Here is a 12,316-nt window from a genome sequence, read left to right as displayed (position 1 = left end):
GCCCCGGCCCACGCCCGCTCTCAGCCGGTGGCGACGGTGAACATGCGCAGCGCGCCCAGTGCCCGGCCCTTGCCGTCCCGCTGGACGATGTCGACCGCCTGCAGGGCACCCGGCCGCTCCTCGTCGGTCTGCACCAGGAGCCGGCCACGCTTGGCGTCCTCGAAGGCCGGCATCCGGTGCCGCCGCGGCCGGTGGTGGCGCCGGTGCGGGAAGCGCGGCCAGTGCCCGCCCCGGAAGTCCGGGTGGTCGTCGTCGCGGTCGTCGTACGGCGGCTCACCGATGTCGTCGACCGACAGCTTCGTCGTGAGCGGGCGTTCCGAGACGAAGAGCGGGAACGGCTTGCCCTTGACCAGGACAGCCAACTCGCCGACGTCACCTTCGCCCTTCTCACCCGCGGTGACGAACTCGTGGGACACCAGCAGCGCGCGGTCCCCGGCGCCCAGCCCGGCCCGCAGGTCCACGGGTTCGAAGGCCACGAACGTCTCCTCGATGCCACGCGGGGCGGGCATCACCAGGAACTCCATGATCTGTTCGGCCCGCAGGCTCATCGGCAGTACGGTGATGTTGCGCTGCCCCTGGTGCTGGTCGGTGATCACGGCGAAGTCGTCCGCCTCGAGCAGCTGGCGCCCGTCGTCGGCGTTGTCGGCGTCGGAGTAGACGTTGGCGATCAGGCACATGTGCCCGTCACCGTTGATGGTGGCGTTGAGCTCGGCGTTGGTCGGGATCCACGGGGTCGACCCGTTGACCAGGCAGGTGACCACGTGGGCGTCGCCCGCCCCGGCACTGCCCGAGCCCGGCGCGACCGAGCCGACCGATCCGCGCAGCCGCTGGATGGCCTGGTTGGGGTGGGCGATGCCGATGAACGGATTCATCACGTACGCGTCGACGTGCACATCGGTGACCGGCGCCTGGCCCTTGTTGGACACCCGGACCTTGACCGACGTCTGCGCGCCGACCCGGGTCTGCGTGTCGTTGGGCCCGCCGCTCAGCGCGATGCTGAAGTTGTTCCACTGCGGGTTCGCGCCGGTGTACGGGCGCGTGCCGTCGTCCTTGGTGGGCGACGAACCGAAGTCGACGCTGAGGTAGAGGTCGCCGGGAATCGGTGGCATTGCTGGCCTCCTGTCAGGAAATCCGGCTCAGGCGGTGTAGACGACCTGGAACCCGGAGAGGGTGACGGTGTCGCCGGGTCCGGCGCCGTCGAGGGTGGCTAGGACGAAGTACCGGAACTGGACGGTGTCGACCAGCGCGTTGTTGGGATCCACGGGCGCGTTGAGGTCGAACGGGTTGGTGTCGCCGGTGACCCGCGCGAGCCGCTCGGCCGGGGAGACGGTGGACAGCAGCCGGGACCGCATCAGCGCCACCCGCAACGTCCCGGTGCCGCTGTTCTGGCCCAGGGTGTGGAAGGACGCCATCCGCGCACCGTGCGGCAGCGACACCGACTGCACCCCGGCGAGACTCGTCAGGCCCCCGGAGCGGGACGCGAACCCGGACGTGTCCTGTACCCAGGCACCGGATCCGGCGACCGGCGCCAGGGCCGGGGACAGGGTGAGCGTCTGCTGCACCGGTCCCGGTCCCTGCCCCAGCGCCGCCAGCGCCGTGTTCACGTCGGTGACCACGTCGTGCAGCGCGGTCAGATCCGCGGCCAGCGCACGGAACCGGGCGTTGAACCCGTTCGGGCCGCCGGCCTGGACCCGGTCACGGTTGTCGACGTAGTCGGTGTGCTGGAAGGTCGGGTTGAAGACGACGTCAGCCATGCTCGGCGTCCTTTCGGAGTCGGGAGACGGAACGGTGCAGCCGGAACTTCGGGTACGTGTAGTCCGGATCCACCGACGGGCTGCCGGTCAGCTCGACGACGGCCGGGCGGATGGCCCGGGTCAGCACCTCGACGCCGAGCGGATGCAGGGCGTGCACCACGTTCATGATCAGGTCGTACTGGTCACGGCTGATCGTCGAACCGGCCGGGACGGTGGACCGCAGCCGGATCTGCATCGCGTACGGGCCGTCGGCGCCGGCCTCCCGGAACGCCGCCTGCACCCACACCCGCCCCGCCCGCTGCCCGATCAGCCGTACCTGGGGCAGCGCGGTGGTGGTCACCCCGGCCTCGCCGGGTGTCGGCTCGAGGGAGCCGCTGGACCAGCTCAGCCGCGTCGTCGCCGACACCGCCGACGGGTCGGGAACCACCTCCAGGACGATCGACGCGCCCTCGGCCACGGTGTGCGGGCCGCGGACCTCGATCAGGTCCTCGGCGGTGTGCCGGATCTCGACGGTCGTACCGGACACCGAGACCCACGCGAACCCGGCCGCGTGGGCCCGCGCCGCCAGCGCTCCGACGGCCAGACCCGAATGCCGCAGGGTCAGCGCCCGGCCCTGCGCGGCGAGGGTGAGCGGCGCCCCGGCGGCCACCGGCACCAGCGCGGACACCACGGTGAGCGTCCCGGGCACGCCGGTCAGGGCGTCGAGCAGCGCCACGAGCCGGCGGGACACCCCGCGCTGCATCCGCCGCGCCGAGGCCGAGGCGTACGTGGCACGGGCATCGGTGACCGTGTCGAGCAGTCCCGGGTCGACCGGCTCGCCGGGCGTACCGGCCACCTCCGGCCCCGCGCCCAGCGTGCCGTCGGCGGCGATCGTCGCGCCGGCCGCCAGCGTGGCAGGTCGCACGTGCACCGCGACCGAGGCGGTGCTGGTGAACCCCCGGTGCAGCAGGTCCAGGCTGATCACGGTCAGACCCGGCGCGGCACCCTCGACGGTGGCCGAGGCGCCGCTCGCCGTGAGCCGTACCCGGCCCGGCCCGAGCCCGGTCGCCACCGACCAGCTCAGCTCGGCGTCCGGCGGCGGGACCGGGGACGCGGTCAGGGTCAGCGTCGCGCCCATGTCCACCGCCGGTTCCGCACCCTCCGCGGGCGGCGGCGCTGCGACGAGGGCCACGGCGCTGCCGGGCGGGCAGGAGGCGTACGCCCCGGCACCGCGGGGCAGGGTACGGACCCAGGTGAAGCCGGCCTCGTGCGCGAGCGCGGCCAGTCTGCCCGCCTCCAGACCCGGGTGGGTGACGGTCAGCCCGCGTCCGGCGGCCCGGGCGTCGTCCGCGTCCGGTGTCCAGGCCTGCGTCACCCGCAGCCGCCCGGGCACCGCCGCGACCAGGCCGAGCAGCCGGTCCAGGGCGGCGGCGAGAGGCGGTTGCATCAGATGCGGGTCGCCCGAGGTGACAGGGCCGTAGTCGACGCGGGGATCGTCGTGGCGCAGCAGCAGCGCCGGGTCGATCCGCCGATCGTCGGGATCGCCGTACAGGTCGGCCTCCGTCGTCCCGCGGCGCCCGGTGGCGTCGATGCTCTCGCCCGGCCCGAGCGTCGCCGGCACCACCCGGACCAAGGTGTGCCCGCGCGTCACCGGGGTGTCGGTGTCGTCCACGACGATCGGGTCGGTGACGCCGCCGATCGTGCCGACCGCCTCGTTGAGCACCTCGGCCAGCCCGGCCGGGGTGGGCAGCACCCAGCGCCGGAAGATCCGCAGCCGCCGGCGGTAGTGCCCGTCGCTCTCGCCCAGCGCCGGCGCGAAGTCCGCCCGGGCGACCCGGCTGATGCGGACCTCGTCGAGCACCGCGCGCAGCCCTCCGGTCCCGGGACCGATGACCAGCGGTACGGCGGCGGTGAGCGCACCCAGTGCGGTGCCGTCAGCCAGGTCACGCGGGATGCCGTCGACCCACAGCGCCACCGAGGCCTCGGCCCGGTCCACGACCAGGGCCACATGGGTGAACCGGTCGCTCGCCAGGGTCAGGTCGGCGTGCAGCACCAGCTCCCGGGTGCCGTCCGCGACGGTCGCCCGGACGGCCCGGGCCAGCCCCCGGCCGAAGCTGCCGACCTCGATCGTCCAGCCCGGCCCGGTGGCGCCCCGGCGGGACAGCACGCGTGAGTCCGGAGTGGACACCTCCGGTTTGACGAAGCACTCGGCGGTGAACGACGCCGTGGCGGGCAGGTCGAAGGCGGGATCGGCGGCGACGGTGGCCGCGCCGGCTCCGGTGAAGGCCAGGGCCGGGCCGTAGCGGCCCGGCAGGCCCGGTGCCGCGCTGCCGGACAGCACGCCGGGATGGGCGGCCCGGCCCGGGAACCGCCCGACGGCGTCCTCGGCTCCGACTGCCGCCCCGGGCGCGTCGTCCAGGTGGTAGAGCGCGATGGTGTCGTCGTCGACCGGGTACGGCAGCGGCGGGAACCGCGGTACGGCCAGGTCCGCGCCGATCAGGTCCAGGGTGGGCCCGACCGCGTGGTCGAGCCGGCGCTGAGCCGCGGTCCGGGCGATCTGCCGGCGCAGCGCGTCGCGTTCGGCGCCGAGCACCCACAGCAGCCGGGCCAGGTTGCCGAGCAGCGCGCTGAGCGCCCACTGCTCCGCGGCCGGGCCGGGCGCCGCGACGAACGCGGAGCCGCTGCGGCGGGCCACCGTGATGCGGGTGAGCCGGGCCGCGCCGGTGGCCGCGGCGGGCATCGGCACCGGCACGGACTCGCCGGTCAGCGTCCCGGCCCGCAGCACGACCGGCACGTCGGCGCCGCCGCCCGGCAGCGCGGGGTCGGTGACCCGCACCGTCACCCGGGTCTCCCGGTCCAGGTCGGCGAGGGTACGCAGGAGATACGACGGCATGGGTACGGCACCGAACCGGGCCTGATGGCCGGTGAAGTCGTACGCGGTGACATCGGCGGCGGCGGGCGTACCGGCGACCGGGGCCAGGGGCAGCGCCTGCACGTCGCCACCGGCCGCGAACGGCTGCGTCAGCCGCCTCGACATCCGCCCGGTCGCGCCCCGGGCGACCGATTCCAGGTCGGCGCTCAACGGCAGGGTCACGGCGTCACCAGCTCGAGGTCGTGCAGCTCGGCGTCGGTGCGGAAGACCGGCAGCTCGGTCGGGCCCATGATCAGGTTCTGGCCCACCGCGGCGTCCACCGCGGTGCTGAGGTACGGCACGTCGCCCAGCGTGATCCGCCCGAACGCGGGCGGATGCCGGCGCAGGTGCAGCCGCTGGACGTCGACCACGCCGGCCACCTCGACGATGGTGCGGACCACCCGGCTGTAGAGCACGTCGCCGCCCAGCCGCAGATCGCCGAGCCCGGCGGCCAGCGCCTCCCGGATGGCGGTGGACAGCGCCGCCCGGTCCTGCCCCGGCTCGGTGACGATCCGGGCGCGGACGCCGACGTCGATGTGGTCGGCCTCCACCACGTTGGGGTGCACCCCGGCCGGCCGGACCAGGTCGATCGCGGCCGACACCCGCTCGAACACGCCGGGTACCGCCCCGGTGGTGGTCCACGGCCAGCGGAAGTCGTGCGCCACCACGACGTCGAACCGGTACGGCTCGCCGATCCGCCGCTCCGCGTTGAACAGCCGCTCGGAGAAGAGGAACTCGCCGAAGAAGCTCTGCGACACATCGACGCCGCCGAGCGAGTCGGCCAGCAGCACGTCGATCACGCCGTCGACGTCCAGCGCGGTCTGCCGTACCGCCTCGGCGGTCCACAGCGACCGGGAGATGCCGAGCTGCCGCCCCCGGTAGCTGTCGTCGTCCTCGCGCCCGTCGCCCCCGGTCAGGTCCTGCTGGTTGACGACAGTGAGGTCGGCGGGCCCGAAATCGGCCAGATACACCGCCCGGTACGCCGGGTCGACGGCCGTGATCGCCCCGGCCGGCACGTTGCCCGCGGCGCCGCGGCGGAAGGCCTGCACGGCCACCGTGGCGACCGGCGCGGCCGCGGTCAGGACGACCACGGCCCCGGTGGCGTACGCCTGGCCCTGCCCGGGTGCGAGCAGGATCGTGCCCTCGCCGACGAGGTACGTACGCCCGGGCAGCCCGCCGGTCAGCGTGAGGGTGACGGTGCCGGTGGCGAACGTGTCGCGGCGGCCGAGGCCGACGTCGTCGCCGAGCAGATCGAGGGCGTCGCCGGTCGCGGTGGACACGAAGGCGCTGTAGTAGAAGTCCTCCAGCCGCTTCCACAGCTCGGCGTCCTCGTGCGCGGTGGCCTCGAGCAGTTTCCGCAGCGGGCTGGTCGAGGTTAGGTCCGGGTCCAGCCCGAGGGTGGCCCACATCTGCCGGGCCCGGTCCATCGCATCGCCCAGGACGGCGTCGAACCCCTTGAGGACGAAGCCGTCCCGGGTCACTCCGAAGTCGCTCATCGTCCTCAGCGCTCCAGGTCGGCGAGCACGACGGCCGCGGTGTCGTCGGTGGTCTCCACGGTCACCAGCACCCGCCACAGCCGGGCGTGGTGGTCCGGTGGCGCTGCCCCGGCGGCACCGGCACCGGCGGGGAAGTCGGGATCGTCGTCGAACAGCACGCCGGTCACCTCGCGGACCCGGGGGTCACCGGACAGCGTCCGCAGCACCTCCAGCCGGATCAGCTCCTTGAGCATGGTGCGGTCGTGGTTGCCGCTGAACGCCTCCCGGGCGTCCAGGCCGTAGGTGGCGTTCACCCGGTCGGTGCCGTACGGCGTCAGCAGCCGCAGCGTGAGCGCCTGGGTGAGGGTGGGCAGGCCCTGCACGAGTTCCACGCCGGCGGCGGTGAACACCAGATCGCCGTCGGAGAGCAGGAAGCTGGCCCCGAATCCGGCCTGCGGTACGACGGTCATGAGGCCTCCAGCACGGTCTGGCCCGCGGCGTCGGCCTGCCACAGCACGGGTCGTGGCGGGGTGGCGTTGGTCAGGCCCTTGGCGGTGTCGAGCAGCACCGGCTGATTGCCGACGCTGAGCGTGGTGCTCGTCCCGGCGGTCACCGCGGTGACCTTGAGGCAGGGTGTCTCGCCGGCGTTCGCGTTCGTGTTGGTGCAGCCGGTCACGGTGGCCGCGAGCAGGTCGGCCTGCACCAGCACCGGGCTGCCGGCCGCGGTCAGCGCCGACGTCGAGGCCTGGGCGACCACCGTGCCGCTGTGCGCGCACTTGATCGTCGAGGCGGTGGTCAGCACGGCGGGCATCAGGAGATCGCCACCTTCGCGCCGTCGAGCTTCATCGACACCTGCCCGTTGGTCAGGGTCAGGGACTTCTGGTCGGTCGCGATCGTGACCTCCCCGTCCGCGTTGATCGTGATCCTGGTGCCGGAGTGGTGCTCGATCACCACGGTGTCGTCGGCCGGCGGCGTGGGCCGGGTACCGACGTCGGGCAGGCTCTTCTGACCCACCGTGATGTGCAGCGCGCGAGCCTGGATCGCCCGGTGCCCACCGGCGTCGGTCAGGTCGTTGACGCCCTTGCCGGTGGGCAGCCCGTCGCCGTCCAGCCCGGTCGGCAACGCCAGCCAGTAGTCGCCCGGCTCGTTGGGCGGCGGTTCCAGCCGCGGCTTCTCCGACCAGATCCAGCCGGTGGCGACCGCGTCGTTGACCAGGCCGCGGTTGTGCGCCAGCAGCGCCCGCATCTTCGGGTACACCGGCGTCACCAGTCCGACCTTGTGGAAGGCGAACGGTGAGGCGACCGGCTTGTTGTGCAGCTCGACGTCCGAGGAGACCTCGCTGGTGACGCTCGGCGCCACCTCGCCGGCCGGCGGGTTCTGGCCGTAGTGCAGGTCGGCCAGGTGGCGGCCGTCCTTACCGGGCCGGTACGCGGTCACCACGCCGACGTCCACGGCCGGGTGGTCCTCGCGGTTGCGCGTGATCACGTCCTGCCAGCGGTCCACCACCCCCTGGACCCCGCCCGGCGCCCGCACCCGCACGCCGGCCGCCACCGCGGTCAGGACCAGCGTGCAGGTGTAGCCGTTCGCCGCGCCGTACACGTGCGTCACCCGGCTGATCCGCAGCGGACCCGGCGGCACGTCGTCCAGGCCGGACACCGTGACCGTCTGACCCGGTCGCAGGCCGGGATGCCCGAGAACGGTCACCTCCAGGCCGGTCCGCACCGGCGGCCCGGCGCCGGCGCCGCGCTTGACCCCCGGGGTCACGTCCTCCTTCTGCGCGTCCACCCGGGAGACCAGGTTCAGGTCCGGGTCGACCCGGACCGGCGCCGGGGTGGCGCCCACCGCCGCGCCCAGCCGCACCTCGCCGTCGCCCACCACCAGCGGGACGTCGGCCGCGTCGGCCAGTTCCCGCAGGGCGGTCAGCGTGGTGGCGGTGCAGACGCTGATGTCGCCGACCGATCCGGGGATGGTGGACTGCCGGGCCAGGGTCACCTCGGCCGCCTGGACCAGGTCGCGGACCAGGGTGAGGCGGGGGAGGTTCTTCGGCCGGTCGAGGCGGGCCGCCTTCTTGAGCAGCTTGTAGCCGGCTTCCTCCTGGCCCTCGATCACCGTGCGGGAGACCCCGCCGCCGCCGATCCCGGTGGTCACCGCGATCACCCGGCCGGTCATCACCGGGCCGGCCCCGAAGCGGGTGATCGGTTCGTCGAAGTACCCGAGGCTGATCGTCGCGGTCAGGCCGCCGGACGGGTAACCGGCGCGCAGCTGGGCGATCTGCGACGCCGGCAGGTCGGTGAGCGTGATGGAGAAGGTGTCCGCGGCGGCGCCCTCGCCCATGCTGATCGACACCTCGGCGTCGAGGGCGAGCCCACCGGCGTACACGTCGTTGGTGACGGTCAGCGGCAGGCCGATCCCGGCGAACGAGGCGACCGCGCCGAGCAGGCCGCCGCCGCCCTCGGCCGGGGCGATCCGGATCTTGTGCCAGAGGACGAGACTCATCGCAGCGCCACCCCCGCGACCACCTCGGACCGGTACGCACCGGCACCGTGCAGATTGCCGATCGCGATCCGTGCTCGGCGCACGACCAGCGCCAGCTCCCCGGCGCGGTAGACCAGGCCCGGGATCACCTTGCGGCGCAGCAGCACGGTGCCTCCGGTGACGTCGTCGCGGACCACGGACAGGACCAGGTACGCGCCCGGCGCCGGCAGCGTGACGGCCGCGGCCAGCCCTTCCGGCGAGTTCGCATCGGGCAGGACCTCCTCGGCGATGTGCACGCTGAGACCGAACACGTAGCTGCGGTTGCCGAACACGAGCCGGAACGACTGCGGGAAGCCCTCGTCCGGGTTCACCGGCAGCCGCAGGAAGGTGCTCATCGGACGTGACCTCCTGGTCTAGATCGGCGGGCCGGGCGTACGGGGAACCGGGTTCGGCGGTGGTGCCGAGCCGGCGGTCGCGGTCGCCACCGCCAGCGCGATGTCGGCCGCCTCCCCGATCAGCGCGGACAAGTTCGACCGCGGTACGTGCTGCAGGCTGATCGACACGTCGAGCGCGTCCCGCTTGGCGGTGCTGTGGGTGATCCGCAGGTCGGTGATCTGCATGTCGAGGCTGACGGTCATGCCCGAGACGACCGGGATGCCGGCCACCGCGAGCGCCGGCGCCGCGGCGGCCACCAGCGCCCGGCTGGTCAGCGCCATGGCCTCCAGCGCCTTCTTGATCAGCAACCGCTTCGGCCCGATCAGGACGGCCTCCACGGCGATCGTCTTCACCGTCGGCTGGGTCGCCTGTGACCAGCGGCTGCCCATGATCCGCTCGATCCGGTACCCCTGGCTCATCGTCATGCTCTGCACGTGGACGAGCGGGACCGCACCGATCAGCACCGGGCGCCCGGTCACGGCCGGCTCGACATCTCTCGGTCCAGTTCGGCGAAGACGCGCTCGACCACCCGGTTCACCACCGCGTCGTCCACGTCACCGACGATCTCGACCTCGACCGGGAAGTAGTAGTGGACCACCTGGCCCGGTTCGGCCGCCCCCTGTGGCGGTGGCGGCTGCCCGTCGTCCCCCGCCACGGCTCAGTCCTCCACGGTCACGGTGAGCGCCATGCACGAGAAGTTCGCCTGCGGCACCCCGTCGACGGTGATGTTGCTCGGTGAACCGGAGGTGACCACGCAGCGGGCGAACTTGATGGACTTGAAGGACCAGTCGGTGCCGGTCTTCTCGGCCACGCTCACCGAGAACTCGGTGCCGTTGACGGCCAGCTCGGTCAGGTCGGCCACCGCCTCGGCGACCGCGGGCACGGTCATCGTGAAGGTGAACGTGAACGGTTGCCGGACGTAGCCCGTACCGTCGGCCTCCAGGCTGTGGATGACCGTGTGCGGCACGTTGAACGTGGTCTGCAGGTTGGAGATCGGCGTGATCGTCTTGTCGCCGAGCTTCACTTCGAGGCGGGTGTTCCAGTCAGCCATCGCCGCATGCTCCTTACTCGAACTTCAACGTGATCGCGATGCGGTGCACGGCCCCGGCGTAGTCGACCGCCGCCAGCACCTCGACCACCCGCTGGTTCTGGGCGTCGTTGATCTGTTGCAGCTCCGACGCGGTCAGCGTGGCCGGCGGCTTGTCCAGCAGGGCGAGGATCGGGACGGTGATGTCGTATCCCTCGATGACCTCCTGGCGCACCTGGGGATCCAGGACCGCCTCCATCTGGGCGATCAGCGCCCGCAGCCCGGACCGGCTGATCCGCAGATTGCCGATCGAGCGGATCAGCGTCGCTTTGAGCAGGAAGGACAGGTTGTCGACCGTACGGGTGATGTCGACGTACTTCTTGCCGCCGGGGTTGCCGGTGTAGCCCTCACCCAGATAGATGCCCTGCCCGGGGAAGAGCGGCGGGTCGACGAGCCAGTTCACCCCCGCCCCCGCCGGGCCGCTGCTGAAGGTCTCCGACCCGTTGATGGCCTGGATCTCCGCCGGGGTGAAGGCGGCCGAGCTGACGTTCACCTGCTTCAAAAGCAGCGAGATGTGCGGCTCGTAGCCGGCGATCGTCCCCGCCACCGCGGCGGCGACGTCCTCGGTGGACTTGTGGGCCACATACACCATGCGGTCGCTGGCCAGAGCGCCGGCGACGATGGTCGGATCGGTGGCTCCGGCCGCGAGCATCGCCACGCCGATGCGTTCCGCCCCGTCCGTACCGGTGGTGGAGACGCTGACGACGTGGTCGGCCAGCTTGCGGATGGCGCCGGTCGCGGCGGCCGTGGCCGCGGTGAGAGGCGTGTTGGCCAGGCAGACTATCTGCACGTCGGCCGTCTCGAGCGCGGTGAGCGCCGCATCCCAGTTCGGCGTGGCCGTATCGACCCGGACCCCGGTCACCACGGTGGGTCCGGGGCTCTGCGAGAAGCACAGGGCGATGGCGCGGCCCAGATCACCAGGCGCGCGCCGGCGGGCCTCACTGGGGTCGGTGAACACCACGGGGGTGCCCACCGCCAGCAGGTCGGGCGGCGGGTTGGCGGCCGGCGGGGTGACCGCGCCGACCACGGCGATGTTGCCGAACGCCCGGATGGCGGGCGCGAACAGGTCGGCAACCGGATTGACGCGTATGTACCGGACGGGCATCGGCGCGATCCTCTCCTACTGTCCTCAATGGAACTTGCGATGGAGCTTGTGCCGCAGCCGCTCCAGCTCGGCGCGCCGCTCCCGTTCGGCCACGGCCTCGTCGGCTCCGGTCGCTTCCTCGCCGGCCGCTGCCTCGCCGGCCGCGGTGGGCGCCTCTTCGGCTGCGGTGGTGGTGCCGGCCGGGCGGGACCGGCCCGTGGCGCGCTTGCGTCGCGCCGGTGCGGGCTCGTCGGAATCGGGCATGGGACCTCCAGTGCTCACGGCGGATCGGCGACCAGGCTCAGCACCCGGCCGCGGGCGAACAGACTCCGGACGGCGGCGGCGGTGACCACGCCACCCAGCGCCGAGCCGTCCACGACCACCGCCACGGCCAGCGGCGACACGGCCCGGCCGAGCAGCGGGTCCTTCGGGCCGGTGCGGGTCTGCGCGGCGATCGTCCGTACGCTGACGGCGGCGCGCATGGCCGCGGTCAGCTCGAGGTCCGGGCGGATCAGCAGGGCCAGGTCGGCCTCGATGTCGTGCGCGTTCGCCGGGTCGGCCGGGTCGAACGGGCCGGCCGCGCGGAACCGCACCTCGGTCCTGAGGTACTCGTACGCCTCCCGCAGATCCTCGACCGTGCTGAGCCGGTGCCGGGCGAGGAACGCGTCGAGGTCGATGAAGCGGAACTGCGCCCGGAACTCGTCCAGCGTGGCGAAGTCGTCGAGGCCGCGGCTGACGGCCGACTCGATCCCGCCCGGGTCGACCTCGGTGACGGTGTGCACGACGACCCGGGCCAGCAGGTCGACCCAGACCGGTTCGGCACCGTCGCGCGTGTCCACGGCGAGATCGGTGGTCAGATACTCGGGATGGTTGCGGGTCCACGACCCGCGGTGGCTCCGCACCGGGTACAGCGGAACCTGGGCCTCGAGGCCGCTGACGGTGACCCCGGTGATCCCGTCGACGCGGACGTGGTCCAGGTCGTAGACCGAGCCGAGCAGCATCGTCAGGTCGGCGGCCGGGACCGCGCCGGGCGGGGCGATCAGCGCCTGCAGCCGGGCCGGGTCGGCCAGCTCCAGCAGCGCCCGATCGGCGAAACCCACCATGGCCTGGCCCCTT

General features: G+C 73.1%; 14 protein-coding genes. All 14 read right to left on the bottom strand.

The features are described from left to right. Positions 1 to 20: 20 nt before the first annotated feature. The 14 genes from IT780_RS18030 to IT780_RS17965 are packed head-to-tail and all read right to left on the bottom strand — an operon-like array spanning position 21 to position 12,303. Positions 21 to 1,109 carry a hypothetical protein gene (locus IT780_RS18030; RefSeq protein WP_199512723.1) on the bottom strand — a complete coding sequence of 363 codons (1,089 nt, stop codon included), beginning with the start codon at positions 1,107 to 1,109 and terminating at the stop codon, positions 21 to 23. A 27-nt stretch (positions 1,110 to 1,136) separates the two neighbouring features. After that, the gene (locus IT780_RS18025; RefSeq protein WP_199512722.1) at positions 1,137 to 1,754 is read right to left on the bottom strand and encodes a hypothetical protein; all 618 of its coding nucleotides are present in this window, start codon (positions 1,752 to 1,754) and stop codon (positions 1,137 to 1,139) included. Further along, the gene (locus IT780_RS18020; protein ID WP_199512721.1) at positions 1,747 to 4,827 is read right to left on the bottom strand and encodes a LamG-like jellyroll fold domain-containing protein; all 3,081 of its coding nucleotides are present in this window, start codon (positions 4,825 to 4,827) and stop codon (positions 1,747 to 1,749) included. Before IT780_RS18020 ends, IT780_RS18025 begins: the two co-directional genes overlap by 8 nt. Next, positions 4,824 to 6,140 carry a baseplate J/gp47 family protein gene (locus IT780_RS18015; protein WP_199512720.1) on the bottom strand — a complete coding sequence of 439 codons (1,317 nt, stop codon included), beginning with the start codon at positions 6,138 to 6,140 and terminating at the stop codon, positions 4,824 to 4,826. Before IT780_RS18015 ends, IT780_RS18020 begins: the two co-directional genes overlap by 4 nt. Before the next feature lie 5 nt (positions 6,141 to 6,145). Continuing rightward, the gene (locus tag IT780_RS18010) at positions 6,146 to 6,589 is read right to left on the bottom strand and encodes a hypothetical protein (RefSeq protein WP_199512719.1); all 444 of its coding nucleotides are present in this window, start codon (positions 6,587 to 6,589) and stop codon (positions 6,146 to 6,148) included. Then, positions 6,586 to 6,930 carry a hypothetical protein gene (locus tag IT780_RS18005; protein WP_199512718.1) on the bottom strand — a complete coding sequence of 115 codons (345 nt, stop codon included), beginning with the start codon at positions 6,928 to 6,930 and terminating at the stop codon, positions 6,586 to 6,588. Before IT780_RS18005 ends, IT780_RS18010 begins: the two co-directional genes overlap by 4 nt. Next, a complete protein-coding gene (locus IT780_RS18000; RefSeq protein ID WP_199512717.1) occupies positions 6,930 to 8,615 on the bottom strand; it encodes a hypothetical protein in 1,686 nt (561 codons plus the stop codon). Before IT780_RS18000 ends, IT780_RS18005 begins: the two co-directional genes overlap by 1 nt. Next, entirely contained in the window at positions 8,612 to 8,989 is a 378-nt protein-coding gene (locus tag IT780_RS17995) for a hypothetical protein (protein WP_199512716.1), read from the bottom strand. The genes IT780_RS18000 and IT780_RS17995 overlap by 4 nt, the downstream gene beginning before the upstream one ends. An 18-nt stretch (positions 8,990 to 9,007) precedes the next feature. Beyond that, entirely contained in the window at positions 9,008 to 9,508 is a 501-nt protein-coding gene (locus IT780_RS17990; protein ID WP_199512715.1) for a hypothetical protein, read from the bottom strand. Beyond that, positions 9,505 to 9,684: a hypothetical protein gene (locus IT780_RS17985; RefSeq protein WP_199512714.1), complete on the bottom strand. Its 180-nt coding sequence runs from the start codon at positions 9,682 to 9,684 to the stop codon at positions 9,505 to 9,507. Before IT780_RS17985 ends, IT780_RS17990 begins: the two co-directional genes overlap by 4 nt. A gap of 3 nt (positions 9,685 to 9,687) precedes the next feature. Then, positions 9,688 to 10,080, bottom strand: coding sequence for a hypothetical protein (locus tag IT780_RS17980; protein WP_199512713.1), 393 nt, complete (start codon positions 10,078 to 10,080; stop codon positions 9,688 to 9,690). Positions 10,081 to 10,093: 13 nt separating this feature from the next. Then, positions 10,094 to 11,221, bottom strand: a complete 1,128-nt coding sequence (locus IT780_RS17975; RefSeq protein WP_199512712.1) for a hypothetical protein — start codon at positions 11,219 to 11,221, stop codon at positions 10,094 to 10,096. Positions 11,222 to 11,245: 24 nt separating this feature from the next. Beyond that, positions 11,246 to 11,464, bottom strand: a complete 219-nt coding sequence (locus IT780_RS17970) for a hypothetical protein (protein ID WP_199512711.1) — start codon at positions 11,462 to 11,464, stop codon at positions 11,246 to 11,248. Positions 11,465 to 11,478: 14 nt separating this feature from the next. Next, entirely contained in the window at positions 11,479 to 12,303 is an 825-nt protein-coding gene (locus IT780_RS17965) for a hypothetical protein (protein ID WP_199512710.1), read from the bottom strand. Positions 12,304 to 12,316 lie beyond the last annotated feature (13 nt).

It is taken from the genome of Nucisporomicrobium flavum (genome assembly GCF_016464385.1).
Classification (GTDB): domain Bacteria; phylum Actinomycetota; class Actinomycetes; order Mycobacteriales; family Micromonosporaceae; genus Actinoplanes; species Actinoplanes flavus_A.
This window is presented reverse-complemented; position numbering and strand designations above follow the sequence as displayed.